At 71.8% G+C, this 13,661-nt stretch carries 12 protein-coding genes and 1 pseudogene; 3 read left to right on the top strand and 10 right to left on the bottom strand.

Annotation, left to right across the window (positions count from 1 at the left end; translation table 11 throughout):
- Nucleotides 1-180: 180 nt before the first annotated feature.
- From AC0KTA_RS36995 to AC0KTA_RS36975, 5 genes are all read right to left on the bottom strand, one after another.
- On the bottom strand, nt 181-336 hold the full coding sequence (locus tag AC0KTA_RS36995) for a hypothetical protein (protein ID WP_481052560.1): 156 nt from the start codon (nt 334-336) through the stop codon (nt 181-183).
- A gap of 22 nt (nt 337-358) precedes the next feature.
- A complete protein-coding gene (locus AC0KTA_RS36990) occupies nt 359-808 on the bottom strand; it encodes a cytidine deaminase family protein (protein ID WP_481052559.1) in 450 nt (149 codons plus the stop codon).
- Nucleotides 809-862: 54 nt separating this feature from the next.
- A complete protein-coding gene (locus AC0KTA_RS36985) occupies nt 863-1,783 on the bottom strand; it encodes a trypsin-like serine peptidase (protein ID WP_481052558.1) in 921 nt (306 codons plus the stop codon).
- 168 nt (nt 1,784-1,951) lie between these two features.
- On the bottom strand, nt 1,952-2,236 hold the full coding sequence (locus AC0KTA_RS36980; RefSeq protein ID WP_481052557.1) for a hypothetical protein: 285 nt from the start codon (nt 2,234-2,236) through the stop codon (nt 1,952-1,954).
- 153 nt (nt 2,237-2,389) lie between these two features.
- Nucleotides 2,390-2,797, bottom strand: coding sequence for an XRE family transcriptional regulator (locus AC0KTA_RS36975; protein WP_481052556.1), 408 nt, complete (start codon nt 2,795-2,797; stop codon nt 2,390-2,392).
- 175 nt (nt 2,798-2,972) lie between these two features.
- Here AC0KTA_RS36975 and AC0KTA_RS36970 point away from each other — a divergent pair, with 175 nt between their 5' ends.
- Both AC0KTA_RS36970 and AC0KTA_RS36965 read left to right on the top strand, forming a co-directional pair.
- A complete protein-coding gene (locus AC0KTA_RS36970) occupies nt 2,973-3,230 on the top strand; it encodes a hypothetical protein (protein WP_481052555.1) in 258 nt (85 codons plus the stop codon).
- Nucleotides 3,231-3,495: 265 nt separating this feature from the next.
- A complete protein-coding gene (locus tag AC0KTA_RS36965) occupies nt 3,496-5,805 on the top strand; it encodes a collagenase (protein ID WP_481052554.1) in 2,310 nt (769 codons plus the stop codon).
- Between the two features lie 81 nt (nt 5,806-5,886).
- Here AC0KTA_RS36965 and AC0KTA_RS36960 read toward each other — a convergent pair whose 3' ends face one another.
- The 3 genes from AC0KTA_RS36960 to AC0KTA_RS36950 all read right to left on the bottom strand — a co-directional run bounded on the left by AC0KTA_RS36960 (nt 5,887) and on the right by AC0KTA_RS36950 (nt 10,519).
- Nucleotides 5,887-6,705 (bottom strand): maleylpyruvate isomerase family mycothiol-dependent enzyme, encoded by an 819-nt coding sequence (locus AC0KTA_RS36960; RefSeq protein ID WP_481052553.1) that lies wholly within the window; start codon nt 6,703-6,705, stop codon nt 5,887-5,889.
- A 125-nt stretch (nt 6,706-6,830) separates the two neighbouring features.
- Nucleotides 6,831-8,555 carry an ABC transporter ATP-binding protein gene (locus tag AC0KTA_RS36955; protein WP_481056694.1) on the bottom strand — a complete coding sequence of 575 codons (1,725 nt, stop codon included), beginning with the start codon at nt 8,553-8,555 and terminating at the stop codon, nt 6,831-6,833.
- A 323-nt stretch (nt 8,556-8,878) separates the two neighbouring features.
- Nucleotides 8,879-10,519 (bottom strand): CocE/NonD family hydrolase, encoded by a 1,641-nt coding sequence (locus AC0KTA_RS36950; protein ID WP_481056693.1) that lies wholly within the window; start codon nt 10,517-10,519, stop codon nt 8,879-8,881.
- 177 nt (nt 10,520-10,696) lie between these two features.
- Between AC0KTA_RS36950 and AC0KTA_RS36945 the strand changes: the two genes are divergently transcribed.
- Nucleotides 10,697-11,413 carry a TetR/AcrR family transcriptional regulator C-terminal domain-containing protein gene (locus AC0KTA_RS36945; RefSeq protein WP_481056692.1) on the top strand — a complete coding sequence of 239 codons (717 nt, stop codon included), beginning with the start codon at nt 10,697-10,699 and terminating at the stop codon, nt 11,411-11,413.
- Between the two features lie 114 nt (nt 11,414-11,527).
- Here the strand turns inward: AC0KTA_RS36945 and AC0KTA_RS36940 are convergent.
- Nucleotides 11,528-12,887 (bottom strand): annotated as a pseudogene (locus tag AC0KTA_RS36940) (ROK family transcriptional regulator).
- Nucleotides 12,888-13,009: 122 nt separating this feature from the next.
- Nucleotides 13,010-13,519 carry a VOC family protein gene (locus AC0KTA_RS36935; protein WP_481052552.1) on the bottom strand — a complete coding sequence of 170 codons (510 nt, stop codon included), beginning with the start codon at nt 13,517-13,519 and terminating at the stop codon, nt 13,010-13,012.
- Nucleotides 13,520-13,661: the final 142 nt, after the last annotated feature.

Here is a 13,661-nt window from a genome sequence, read left to right as displayed (position 1 = left end):
CGGCGTCTCGAGCCGGTTCGCGGCCACGGGTGCGTCCTGTTCGGACAGTCCCCTGGCCGCGGAGATAGAGCGTGAGCGCGGCGCGGTCGGGGAGGTGGACCACGGGTCGGCCCCATCGCTGGATGTCGACGACGTCGAAGACGCGGCCGAGCTGCTCGGCCGCGTTCTCGGCATCGAAACTCAGCGGCTGCCGCCGTCGAACGTCTCGTCCCGGAAGGGCAGGCGGAGCGCTTCCGCCAGGACGGCGGGCCGGGGCGCGCGGGCGACGTGGCCCGCGCTGTCGACGACCACCGCACTCACCCCCCGGCCCGCCCCGGCTCGTCGTTCAGGGCTCATGGGGTCGAGTCACCTTCGTAGCTCAACGGGTCGAGTCACCTTCGTACGCGATCGATCCGCCCTCGGGGCTCCACGCGGTGGCGAACGGCATGAGGTCCTTGATGGGGACACTGCCGAGGCCATGTTCCGTGGGCAGGATGACGCGGATGTCCGGGTGGTAGTCGAACAGCACCTGCCGGTCCCTGCCGCAGGGCCCGACGACGCCCCGCCCCATGTTCCCCACGGCGACGATCGTGGTGAGCTGCCGGGCGCCGGAGGCGCGCGCGTTGCCCAGCGCGACGAGTTCGGCGCAGGGCCCGCCGGTGAAGTGGTACACGTTGATGCCGCGGTGCATGCTGCCGTCGGCGGCTCGCACCGCGGCGCCCATGGTGTGGATTCCGTCCTCGCCGTCGGTGTTCGCGTCGACGACGGCGCGGGCGAGGTCGATGAGCTCCTGGTCGGCTGCGGTGAGTGCGCGGAACGGGATCTTCATGCCCGCAGGCTACGGACACCTGGCGCGGCGGGTGAAAGGCATTTCGCCCGTGTGTCAGCCGCGCTGGGCCCGGTCGTACACCTTCTTCGCCGTGGCCCCGAACACCTCTCCCTGCATCTCGGTCGGTGTCAGGGAGTCCAGCGAGCTGTTGACCGAGACGAGGACGCCCGTGCCGGTGGTGGCCTTGAAGTCGGCCAGCCACGGGCCGCCGCTGGCGCCGCCGCTCATGTCGCAGGGGATGGCCTGGCCGCCGTGCTTCTTCTTCGCCTTGCCGACGCAGTGCAGGAGTTCCTCGCCGAGCTGCGGGCGGGTGGCGGAGTAGCCGAAGGCGGAAATGGTGCCGCCGACGGGGCGGTTGAAGGCGATGGCCTGGCCGCCCACGGCATCGGTGAGCTTCTTGCCGTTCTTGCCGGGGTCGACGGCCAGCGCGGACATGTCGTTGGCGGAGTCCGTCTCCCAACTGCGCGGGGTCGCGGCGGAGCGGACCGCGAAGACGCCGTACGGCTTCTTGCCCTTGCTGTAGCCGGGTACGAACACCATCGCGGTGTTGGTGTTGAAGGGAGAGGAGCCCCGGCGCACGCAGTGGGCCGCGGTCAGCACGGCGGATTTGTTGGCGCTCTTCACGGCGGTGGCCGTGCACCAGGTGTCGGCGCCGTTCGCGTTGACGAAGAAGAGCCGCCCGACGGTCTTCAACGTACTGCCTCGCCACGGCTTGGCCTTCGGCCCGGTCGGGCCGAGGTCCACGGACTTGCCGACGGCCTTCATGCGGGCGGGCGTCCAGTACGCGAGGGCGTCCTTGCGTTCCTCGGCGGTGTACTTCATGACGGAGACCGGGTCGGACGACGCGGCCCGGTCCTGGGCGACCGCGGCCGTCGCCGGGATCGGGGCGGCCAGGACGAGGGCCGTACCGGTCACGGCGAGTCCCGTGGCCCGGCCACGAAGGCGCCGGATCACGGAAGGGGGTGTCTCTGTCATGGCGAATGTCTCCTCGGTCGATACGGGCGGTGGACGACAGGGGCTGCTGTCGGTCCGCCCTGCAAGAGAGGAGACCTGCCTCTCCGGTTGGCGCTGTCGACGACCTGTGACACAAGGGCGCGCCCGCCACGCCCGCCTGCGTTTCCCACCAGACGCGCCAGGCGGAACCTAGTCCGCCTCAGGCGGCCAGTTCTGCTGCCAGAGTCCGCGGCCCACGATGTGCTGGACCTCCTGTACGAACTCGCGGCGCGCCTGCTCCGACATGTGCCCGCGGACCACGAGCCAGGTGAACCGCCCCCGGCTCTCCACCGGGATCACGGCCCGGCCGCCCGGCAGCGAGTCGACGAACTCCATGTCGAACTCCGCCCGCGGCTCGCTCAACTCGCCCGGTTCGTCGCATCGCTGCTCATCGCATCGCTGCTCGTCGCGTCGCTGCGCGTCGTCGTCTGCCATCCCAGCCCTTCGCGGCCACACTCGTCACCGCCGCCGCACGGCAGAGACCGTGAGCGGTGGGATCCGGCTGCGCCCCCCAGGCGGCGGATCACCGACTGTGCCACACCGGCCACCCGGCGGCCAGAGGGAGTCGCTGCGTGCCGACGCCCCGCACTACCCCGGCGCACCCTCACTCCGCGCGCGCCTGCGTGCGAACGTCTCCGCGATGTCCGCCAGTTGCCGGCGCTCGGCGTCCGACATCTCCTCGATGTGCGCGGCGAGCACCCGCGTCGTCCGGTCCTCGCTCCACACGTACGACGTCATGCCGAGGAACTGCGCCGCCGCGGCCTCCTGAAGCACCCGCAGCGGGAGCGCGAGGCCCACCGCCAGGGCGCGCAACAGCGCCGAGGGCGGGGCGTCGATCCCCCTCCCCTTCTCCACCTTGGAGATCCACCCGAACCGGGCCTGCTCCCCGGTCTCCGGGTCGACGGACCGCGCCTCCAACTCCCGGAGACTGATGCCCAGCTCGGCCCGGCGCTCGCGCACGAGGTCGTTGAAGTCCGTCCGCTCCTGCTCGCCCATGAGGCTCATCCTGCCTGCTTGTCGGCCTGCTCATGCCTACGCCACAAACCGCGGATACGCCATCCCCCGGGAACGCCGTGACGCGAATCCTGAAAGCCCCGTGCGTTTCCGTAGACATCCTGTATACGAGAAGAGAACAGCCGAGGAGCAGTCAACGCCGAGGAAAGGGGCGCCGATGCCGTGGGCGCACATCGATGAGCGGTTCCCATGGAACTGGAGGGTGCGGTTCCTGTCCGACGGGGCGTTCCGCCTCTACGTTTCCGCGATCTGCTGGTCGGCGGGGAACCCCACCGACCGCGTCATCACGTCGACGGAGCTCAGACTCGTGGTCGACGCACGGGCACCGCGGCGGCAGGCCGAGGAACTCGTCGCGGCCGAACTCTTCGAGGAACTCCCCGGCGTCGGCTGGCGCATCCACGACTACCACGACTAGGGCTCCCCACGGCCAGGTGGCGGCCGAGGGTCCTTCTCGAACTGACGGCCGCAAGGGGGTTGTCAGTGCAATTTCACATTACTACGTTACACATCACATGGCGGCGCGAGCATGCCAAGCACCGCCAGGGGCAGGGCAGTTGGGCCACGAGCGCGACAGCCCTGCCCACTTTTTCCCTCCACCCCCACACCGGGAGCCCTCTGTGTTTCCTTCGAGAACTTCGCGTACGTCGAGAACGTCGCGCACGCCGAGAACGTCGAGAACCGTGCGCAGATCCCTGCTCACCGTCGCGACAGCGGTGACGCTGTGCGCGACCGCCGCCCCGCTCGGACAGGCGGACTCCTCCGCCCAGTCCCCGGACGCGATACGCCCGGCCGCCGCACTCGGCCCCGGCGCCGCGAAGCCCGACCCGTACGACCACGCCGACCGCCTGGCCAAGGCGCCCAAGCCCGCGGCCGGGCAGATCCCCGCCCCGGGCGGCCTGACCGACGGCCGTATCCCCGGCCCGCGCACGCCCAAGCCCAAGCACCGGTCAGCGGCCGCCGGGTGCAGCCTCGACGACGTCACCCGGCTGTCACCGGAGGCCTTCGCGGACTTCCTCGCCGACCCCGCGGTCACCGCCGACGGCTGCCTGCGCTCGCTGATCTGGACCTGGGACCAGCGCCTTGCCCCGGTGATGTCCGACGCGCACGTTCAGGCCGTCTCCCGCCGCATCGGCTCGCTCGCCGCGGGCCACGACGGCAAGAACGGCAGCCACCTCCTGGAGATGTTCACGTACCTGCACGCCGTCGCGTACCACGACTTCTCCCGTGACGAGATCGACGTCACCGACCCGCCGACCGTCGCCGCCATGCGCGCGGCCGTCGACGCCTTCGGCTCGGCCGCCCGCACCTTCGACGCGACCCGCACCAATGCCGAGACGCTCCGCGAGGCCCTGTACGCGGCCAGCGCGCCGGGCCTGCGTCAGCACCAACTGCCGCTCATCAACCGGGTGTTGAGGACCATGGACGCGGACCGCCCGGACACCCACAAGGACCGCTCCTGGGCCGGGGCCGCGCTCGCCGGCCTCTCCCTCAACTACCTGGGCATCTACCCCGGCAACAAGGACACCGCTTTCCACGCCGCCGTGGCGGCCGACCCCTCCTACCGCGCCGCCTTCAAGGCTTTCGCGGGCCACACCCACCTCAAGGGCACAGACAACGCCTGGGTGGTGCGCGACACCCTTCTCGAGTACGGCCGCATGGGCCAGGTCGACGCGATCCGCGCCGAGATCGTCTCCGGCCTCGGCCCGCTGCTCGACGTCACCGCCCGCAACTTCGGCGACCTCAGCGCGCCGTGGGCGAAGGTGGCCACCTGGCTGGTCGAGTTCGACGCCTGCGCCCCGTACAAGGTCTGCCGGGAGGACATCGAGAAGCGGCTGTTTCCCCGCACGTACAGCTACGGCAAGCAGGGCACGGACGGGATCGTGGTGCGCTCGGCGCTCGACCGCGCCACCGTCGACCAGCTCTACTACGCGAGCAGTCAGGTCAAGGCCCAATTCCACCGGGTGATCGGCTCCCAGGCCCCGCTGACCGGCGACCCCAACTCCAACCTGCGCGTGGTCCTTTACGCCTCCCGGGCCGAGTACGAGAACTTCCAGCCGCTCCTGACCGGCCTGAGCACCGACAACGGCGGCATGTACATCGAGAAGGGCGCCACGTTCTACACCTACCAGCGGCGCGTCCCCCAGGATTCCTCCCTCACCCTCGAAGAGCTGTTCCGGCACGAGTACACGCACTACCTCAACGGCCGCTGGGCGGTGCCCGGCTTCTTCGGCGAGGGCCCGTGGTACCAGGGCGACCGGACCACGGCGATGGACGAGGGCACCGCGGAGTTCTTCGACGGCGCCACCCGCGACGACGGCGTCAAGGTCCGCAAGTCCCTGGTCAAGGGCATCATCGCCGACACCGCGAACGGCGGCCCGCGCATGAGCGTCCACCAGATCCTGCACGCCACGTACGACGGCGACGGCTTCCGCTTCTACAACTACGCGGGCACGTTCTTCGAGTACCTGTGGGCCAAGCACCCCTCCCTGCTCAAGGAGATGTACCGGCTGCTGCGCGCCGACAACCCCGCGGCCTTCGACGCCTGGCGCGACCGGCTCGGCCGGGACGCGAACCTGCAGCGGGAGTACGACGCGTTCCTCGACGAGCAGATCAGGAACGTCGACGACCTGTTCGTGCCGGACACCAAGTACGTCCCGGTGGACAAGCTGCACGCCACCTCGGCCGACCGGGTCCGCGACTCCTTCAAGGCGACGACCGCCATCACACCGCAGTGCGCGCCCGGCGGTTCACAGGACCGGCCGCGCTTCGCCTGCACCGGAAGCGTCACGGCTCGGCTCACCGACGCGGGCAACGGAGACCTCGTCTTCAAGGAAATGTCCGAGACGGTCGACTACTTCATCCTCGACCGGGCCAAGGGCGGTGACAACAACCTCACCGACATGAACTGCTCGTTCGGTGAAGTGGACATCTGGTCGGACGGCCGTGGCGGCACCTCCAAGTTCCACTGCGAGGGCCCGCTGCGCCGTTGACCAGCCGTCGCCGTCAGGGCACGTCCTCGGGCGAGGCCTCGGCCCGCCTCGCCCGAGGCACCCCTGTCAACCCCTGAGCCGTCACCTCCGGAGCCAGGCGCTGGCCCCCTCACGCCACTCCTCGAACAGCCCCCGCTCCCCGTCGATCTCCACCGCGTCCGCCAGGACGGAGTCCCGCCGGTACATGAGCAGCAGCAGCGCCGCCGCGGTCCCGCGCAGGGTCACGGCTGCCTCTCCGTGCGTACGTCCCGTCGCATCCGTACGCCGTACGGCGGGCGCCTCGCCGGTGAGGTCGATCAGCCAGTCGCCCGCCGCGCCGGGGCCCGCGTCCGTCGCGTGGAAGTGGAGCGTCCGGCCGGGGCCGAGCAGGCCGCGCATCGCCTCCGCGGACTCGTAGACCTGCGGCAGTTCGATGAAGCCCAGCCACTCGGCCAGGGCGTCCAGGGCGACGTCCTGGTCCAGGGTGTACGTCCCGTCGACGGCCGCGACCGCGTCCGCGCGGTGCACCACCGACTCCACCGTCATGCGGCGCGCCCAGAACACCGGGGTGCCGTCCGGCGCCACCGTCCACACCGGCGCGTGCGGTCCCGCCTCCCGCAGGGCGTCCGCGACCAGCGCCGCGCCCTCGTCCAGCCAGGCGGTGAGGGCGCCGGTGTCCGTCCGGTCGTCGCCGGACACGTCGTTCACCTGGTCGTCCGGCACCGGGCCCGTCGCCCGGCTCCGGACGATCTCCTCGGCCCAGCGGTGCGCGCCGCCCAAGTGCCGCAGCAGGTCGCCGAGGCTCCAGCCGGGGCAGGTCGGCACCGGGGCGGCGAGGTCCGCGCCCTTGAGCGATGCGGTCAACTGCTCGGTCTGCGCGATGATTTCGGCGGCGTAGCGGTCCAAGGTCAAGTCGGTCATGGGGTCACGATAGGCGACGGTCCGGCGCCGGGGCCTGCCACTTTTCCCCGGCACTTTCCCCGGCGCGGAGCGCCGAGGGCGGCCGCGCGTGCGGCCGCCCTCTGTCCCGGTCAAGCCCCTGTCGTTCAGGACGACGTCGCCAGGAATTGCGTCGCCGCGAGCTCCCCGTACAGCGGGTCCGCCCGGACCAGTTCGTCGTGCGTGCCCACCGCGCGCACCCGGCCCGCGTCCATGACGACGATCCGGTCCGCCAGTGTGACCGTCGACAGGCGGTGCGCGACGACGAGGACCGTCACGTCCCGCGACACCTCGGCGACTACGTCGCGCAGGGCGAGTTCGTTGACGGCGTCCAGTTGCGAGGTCGCCTCGTCCAGGAGCAGCAGCCGGGGCTTGCGCAGCAGGGCCCGGGCGATGGCCACGCGCTGGCGTTCGCCGCCGGAGAGCTTGGAGCCGCGGTGGCCGACCACGGTGTCCAGGCCGTCGGGCAGTTTCTCGACGAGGGCGTCGAGACGGCCGCGTACGAGGACGTCGTGGATGTCGGCCTCGGTGGCGTCCGGCGCGGCGAACAGGAGGTTCTCGCGCAGGGTGCCCGCGAGGACGGGGGCGTCCTGCTCGACGTACCCGATGGTGGCGCGCAGTTCGGCGAGCGGCCATTCCCGTACGTCCTTGCCGTCGACGAGGACGCGGCCGCCCGTCGCCTCGTAGAACCGCTCGACGAGCCCGAAGACGGTCGTCTTGCCCGCGCCGGACGGGCCGACGAAGGCGGTCATGCCGGGGCCGGGGACGGCGAAGCTCACGCCGTGGTGGACGTACGGGAGTTCCGGGCGGTAGCGGAAGGTGACGTCCTCGAAGAGGACGGAGGCAGGCGCGCGTTCGGCGGCCGGGACGTCCGACGGCGAGGGCGCGGCGCCTTCCTCGGTCTCCTCGGTCTCCATCCGCTCCGCCTGCACGATGCGGGCCACGGCGGCGGAGCCCACCTGGTACTGGGTGACGGCCTCGATGAGGCGGCTCACCGGGTCGATCAGGTAGAAGAGCAGCATCAGGAACGCCACCAGTGTCGCGACCGAGATCGCGCCGGAGGCTACGCGCGAGCCGCCGACGCCGAGCACCCCGAGGAACGAGACCTGGATGGAGAATCCCATCGAACTCCACGCCACCGCCTGCCACTTGGCCGACTTCACCCCGTGCCGCCACGCCTCCCGCGCCGCCTCCTCGACCTTGGCCGCCTCGCGCTGCTCCGCACCGGAGGCCTTCAAGGTACGGAAGGCGCCGAAGGCGCGCTCCAGGGCGGCCGAGATCATGCCGACGGCTTCCTGGGCCCGCTGTGTGGCCTTGGAGATCTTCGGCATGACCAGGGCGGTTGCGGCGCCGATGAGGACGATCACGCCCAGCGTGACGCCGAGCAGCACCGCGTCCATCAGGGCCATCATCACGATGGTCGCGACGACGGTGAGGGCGCCGGAGAAGCCCGACACCACGGCCTGGGTGGTGACCGCCTGGAGCAGCGTGGTGTCCGAGGTGACGCGGGACATCAGGTCGCCGGGCTGTACGCGCTCGACCTCGGCGACCTTCAGCCGCAGCAGGCGGCCGATGAGGGACCGCCGTGAGTCGAGGACGACGGACTGCGCGGTGCGTTCCAGGATGTAGCTGCCGAGGGAGTCGACCGCGGTGCCGATCACCAGGAGTCCGCTCAGGAGGATGAGGATCGAGGCGATCGACTCGTCGTCCGAGAGCCGCGTCACCAACTGCTCGATGGCGACCGGCTGGGCCAGACCGGCGGCGGCGCCGATCAGGGTGAACAGCGCGCCGAGGGCCACGACTCCGCGGTGCGGGCGGAAGTGGCGGTACAGGACGGTCCAGGTCTCCTTGGCGGGGAGGCGTTCGACTTCGGCGTCTTTGCCGTTCTTGGCACCCTTGGCGCCCTTGGCGTCTTTCGCCTCCTTTGCGGTTTCTCTCACCTTCTTTGCGTCTTCGGTGCTTTTGGTGCGTATGGCGTCCTCGCGGTCGGTCGGGTCGTCGGTCGGGGCAGTCGGGGCGGTCGGGTCTCTCTCGGGATGCGGCTGCTTGTCGAACGTCGGTTCTGGACTAGTCACACACGACAGGACGCGTCAGCACGCGTCCCGCCTGACCGCACAGCACAAGCGATCGCTTCTCCCGGGCCCCGACGGCTTCGTCAGTCTTTCTCCGCGGGGTCGGCGCACGACGCGGGCCCGGAGCTGTGGGGAAGCGTCAACGCCGAGTCCGCGTGGAGGGTGATGCGCACCGGCGGGAACGTGGTGGCGTCCACCGGCGCAATCGACTCCCCGGTGCCGGGATTGCGGGCGTAGCGCGGATGGGCGCCTCCGCTGATCTGCCAGCGTATGCGGTGGCCGACGGCGAAGCGATGGGCGGTGGCGCTCATCGGCACGGTGACCTGCGAGGGCACAGGTTCGGTCGTGCGAAGCCGGCCGAGACCGTCGCAGATGTTGACGGAGCGGCCTTGCGGGTCCACGTCGCACAAGCGGGTGAAGACGTCGGTGTACCCGGTGTCGGTGGAGATGCTCAGCCGTGCGGAGACCGGGCCCAGGATGTCCACGGGCTCGGTCAGCGGGGGGCCGGTGAACGTGAGGACGTCGGCTCGGGCTTCCAGGGTGCTGTTGTCGCGCGGGCCGGCGGTGCGTGACAGCAGCGGGCCGCCGAGGGACGGTGTGGGGTCGGCCGGGTCGTAGCGGAACGACGTCAGTGGTGCGGAGTCCGTGGGGGCGTGCCGGGTGAGATGCCCGCCCGGGGTGGGGTACCAGGAGGTGGCGGCGGGGGCGGGCGGCCAGTCGTCGAGGTTCCGCCAGGCGTCTTCGCCGCCGACGTGCACGCGCACCGCGGTGGGGCGCAGGCCGGAGGGGTCGGCGTGCAGGTGGGCGCGCAGCCACGCGAGGCTCTCGGCGAACACCTCGGGCCAGCCCTGTTGCAGGGCCGAGGTGTGGGTCCAGGGGCCGACGAGCAGGGCGGTCTCGCATCCGGCCCGACGCAGCCGCTCGTACTGCTCGAAGGTCTGGTCGGCCAGCCCGTCGTGCCATCCGGTGATCAGGCTCGTGGGCACGCCGAGCCGCTCCGCCGGCTCCGCCAGCGACGCGCCGCGCCAGTACGCGTCCGTGGCGTCCGAGTGGGTCATCACGTCGTCCAGCCAGGGCACTTCGCCCCCGAGGGCGGCCGCGTACGCCCCGCGCAGGGGCTGCGCGGCGGTGACGTCGCGCATACGGCGCTGCAGGCGCAGCGTCGCCCTGAGGAACGATGCCACGCCCTGGTGCTGGTAGGTCATGCCCATGCCGACGGTGAGGGCGTTCTCCAGGCGCAGCGCACCGTCCGCGTGGAACAGGGCGTAGGGATCGTGCAGGCCCACCTGGACCACCATCGCCTTCAGTTCCGGCGGCGGGTCCAGAGCGAGGGCCCATTGCACGTAGCCCAGGTAACTGGGGCCGACGGTCCCCAGTGTTCCGTCGAACCAGGGCTGCTCGCGCAGCCACGACACCGCGGCCCGGCCGTCGTCGGGCTCGTTGCGCCACAGGTCGAACGCGCCGCCCGAACCACCGGTACCGCGGCAGCTCTGCAGGACGACGTGAAAGCCCTGTTCGGCGAAGAGCAGACCGTACATGGCAGACCACGGCAGGCCTCGGCCATAGGGCGAGCGGACCATGAGGGTGGGGAAGTCGCCCGCCGCGCGCGGGAAGTAGTGATCAGTGATCAACGGGCTCCCGTCGGCGGCCGGCACCACGAGCCCCGGTTCCCACCCCACGTCGTGCCGCCTGGCCGGGAGGCCTCGCCAGGTCGCCCTCATCATCCGTGCGGACAGGGGCGGCTTTCCGGCGGGTGGCACCCAGGCCGGCCTGGCCACGGCATCGGGCATGCGTGAGGGCATGGTTCTTCTCCTCATTCTCGTACGTTGTACGAGAATAGAGGATGCTTGGATGACCTTGGCAAGGGCCGCCACGACAACGAGGGGAAGGAGCGCGAGACCGTGCCTCATGACGGAGGACCCGGCGCCACGGGAGTCGACCCCGAACAGCTCTGGCTGCGTCCCGCCGAGCCACGCAGGGGCCGCAGGCCCTCCTTCAGCCGTGAGGCGATCACGGCGGCAGCCGTCGCCCTCGCGGACGCGGAGGGCCTCGATGCAGTCACCATGCGGCAGGTCGCCGCCAAGGTCGGAGCCGGCGTCATGTCGCTCTACAGCTACGCCCCCGACAAGGAGACGCTGCTGGAACTGATGGTCGACCACGTCAGTGGCGAACTGCCGACCACGAACCCGCTCACCGGCGACTGGCGGGCCGACCTGAAGGCCATCGCCCACCTCCAGCGTGATCTCATGCTGCGACACCCCTGGCTGCCCGCCGCCCTGTCGACCCGCCGCACCCCCGGCCCCCGCACCCTGGCCTTTCTGGAACACGCCCTCGCCGCCCTGCGGCCCACCGGGCTCGACGGTGCGGCGAAGCTGGAGATCGTCGCCCAGCTCACCGCCTTCGTGGCCGGACACGTCAGCCACGAGATCGCTCAGGCCGCGGCCGCACGATCCCCCGACCGGAGCGCGGCCGAAGCCCGCTACCTCACCGCCGTCGCCGCGGACGGCCGCCATCCGGAACTCGCCGAAGCCCTCTCCGCACCCGGGCGGCCCCTCACCTCGGAAGCCACCTTCACCCGGTTCCTCAACCGCCTGATCGACGGCCTCGACACCGGCTGATCCCCCTCCTCAATTCCTCACCGATGGCCTGGGGCACGCGGGCGGCCCGCTCGAGCTGGGCGAGGTCACCCGCAGCGGCAGCGGCAGCGGCAGCGGCAGCGGGGAACGTACCGGTCAGAACGCCGCGCGGGATGCGGGCCCCAACAGAGGCCCTCCGCCCGGGACTTCCCCGCTCTCCACCCGCCGCCGTCCGCCCCGCGCCAGGAAGTCCGCGAGCGGCAGCGTCGCCGCGCCCACGGCCACCGCGTCCGGGCCGAGCTCGCCGAGCTCGACGGTGACGCGGGCGGCGGGATGCCGCAGCGAGTACGCGGCGGCGTGGGCGCGGACCGCCCGGGAGCAGGCGCGGGCCGAGGGCGAGGCCGGCCCAGCCGCCGACGAGGACGCGTTCGGGGCTGAAGAGGTTCACGAGGCCGGAGATGCCCGCGCCCACGTATTCGGCGGTCTCGTCGAGCACAGCCCGCGCCACGGGATCCGGGGCGCCGATGCCGCCATCGGTGCCGTTGGGGCAGGCGGCCGCGAGCAGGGCGGCCACCCCGCTCTCCTCCCCCACGCCGGACGGCAGTTCACCACCAGCCTCGCGCCAGCGGTCGAGCAGCGCCTCCGCCCCCGCGTACGCCTCCAGGCAGCCGAGCGCCCCGCACCGGCAGCGCCGTCCGCGTACATGGACCGTCAGGTGACCCCACTCGCCGGGCCCGCCGCGCGCACCGCCGTGGATGACACCGTCGGTGACGACGCACGCGCCGACACCGGAGCCGAACAGGACGATGACGGCGTCGCGTACGCCGCGCCCGCCGCCGAACCACATCTCGGCCTGGCCGAGCGCGCGGGCGCCGTTGTCGATGAAGTACGCGGTGTCCGGCGGGAGTTGGACGTCCTCGCGCAGCAGTGCCTCCAGGGGGACGGCGTCCCAGCCGATGGTCTGGCCGTGCACGAGGGCGCCGCCGGCGGCGGTCGTCTCGACGATGCCGGGGACGCCGACGCCCACGCCGATGAGGCCCCCGCCGCCGAAGCCGCCCCCGCCGCGCGATCCGCCGGGCCCCTCGCCCGCCGCGAGCCCGGCGGCCGCGGTCACTTCCGCGATGCCGTCGCGGATGTGGCCCACGATCGCCTCGACGTCGTGGCCGGTCGGGGGCAACGGGCGGTCGCTGCGGGCCAGTTCGGCCAGGGAGAGGTCGAAGGCCTCGACGCGGACGCGGGTCTCGCCGACGTCCACGCCGATGAGGTGGCCGCTGCCGGGGGCCACGCGCAGCAGGGTGCGGGGGCGACCGCCGTCGGACTCGACGACGCCGGCCTCCTCCAGGAGGTGGTCGGCGGTGAGTTCGGCGACGACGTTGCTCACGGAGCCCGAACTGAGTCCGGTCGCGCCGCCGAGTGCCTGGCGGCTCATCGGTCCGTGGAAGTACAACCGGCGCAGCACCGTCGCCCTGTTGCCCAGGCGCAGGTCACGCACGGTTCGGCTGTTCCGCTCGGCCATGTGGCTCCTCTCCCCGCCCGCAACATACCCGTGCGCGACGTCCTGAATTAAGACGTGAAGGGAGATCGACGCCGGCGGCCTGGAGACCCTGCGCCCGCACCGTCCGAGCGCCCCGGCACGGCTCACCCGAAGGCGCCCGAGGCCAGCAATTCGGTGCCGCGGCGGGCGACTTCCCGCGGGTCGAGGTCCTCCTGGTGCGTGAGGAACACCCAGATGTGGCCGAAGGGGTCCCTCAGCATGGCGCTCCGGTCGCCGTAGAACATGTCGGCGGGCGGCTGGAGCGACTCGGCCCCGGCGTCGACGGCCCGCGCGAAGACGGCGTCGACGTCGTCCACGTACACATGGAGGCCGGTCGTCGATCCCCCGGCCCGGACCGGCGACACGAAGGGGCCGTCCGCGTCGCCGACCATGACCAGCGAGCCGTGGACGCTGATCTCGCCGTGCAGGACCCGCCCGTCGGGGTGTGCGACGCGGAAGACCTCTTCGGCGCCGAAGGCCTGGGCGTAGAAGTCGATGGCGCGCGCGGCGCCGTCGATCATGATGTGCGCGACCACGGCGTGACGGTAGCGGCCGGGCGCGTTGCGTGCGGCCTGCTCGGTGCGGTCTGCGGGCGCGGTCTGCTGCGTGGCCATGGGGGTCTCCTCGTACCGGCCCGGCGATGCGGTCCCGCCGGGCTCATGAGAAGAACGTAGAACTTCAACCAAGCTTCAGGTCAACCGGGACCGCACCGCACCAGCTTCGGCGTCGCGGGCCAGCGCCGCCCGCTTCATCGGC

This window comes from Streptomyces sp. Y309 (genome assembly GCF_056712025.1).
This window is presented reverse-complemented; position numbering and strand designations above follow the sequence as displayed.

Excerpts from the sequence above, each read along its gene's own strand:
- AC0KTA_RS36950 (WP_481056693.1), bottom strand. The coding sequence starts at position 10,519 with ATGATGAGGGCGACCTGGCGAGGCCTCCCGGCCAGGCGGCACGACGTG.
- AC0KTA_RS36970 (WP_481052555.1), top strand. The coding sequence starts at position 2,973 with ATGCCGTGGGCGCACATCGATGAGCGGTTCCCATGGAACTGGAGGGTG.
- AC0KTA_RS36990 (WP_481052559.1), bottom strand. The coding sequence starts at position 808 with ATGAAGATCCCGTTCCGCGCACTCACCGCAGCCGACCAGGAGCTCATC.
- AC0KTA_RS36995 (WP_481052560.1), bottom strand. The coding sequence starts at position 336 with ATGAGCCCTGAACGACGAGCCGGGGCGGGCCGGGGGGTGAGTGCGGTG.
- AC0KTA_RS36960 (WP_481052553.1), bottom strand. The coding sequence starts at position 6,705 with ATGACCGACTTGACCTTGGACCGCTACGCCGCCGAAATCATCGCGCAG.
- AC0KTA_RS36985 (WP_481052558.1), bottom strand. The coding sequence starts at position 1,783 with ATGACAGAGACACCCCCTTCCGTGATCCGGCGCCTTCGTGGCCGGGCC.
- AC0KTA_RS36975 (WP_481052556.1), bottom strand. The coding sequence starts at position 2,797 with ATGGGCGAGCAGGAGCGGACGGACTTCAACGACCTCGTGCGCGAGCGC.
- AC0KTA_RS36935 (WP_481052552.1), bottom strand. The coding sequence starts at position 13,519 with ATGGCCACGCAGCAGACCGCGCCCGCAGACCGCACCGAGCAGGCCGCA.
- AC0KTA_RS36980 (WP_481052557.1), bottom strand. The coding sequence starts at position 2,236 with ATGGCAGACGACGACGCGCAGCGACGCGACGAGCAGCGATGCGATGAG.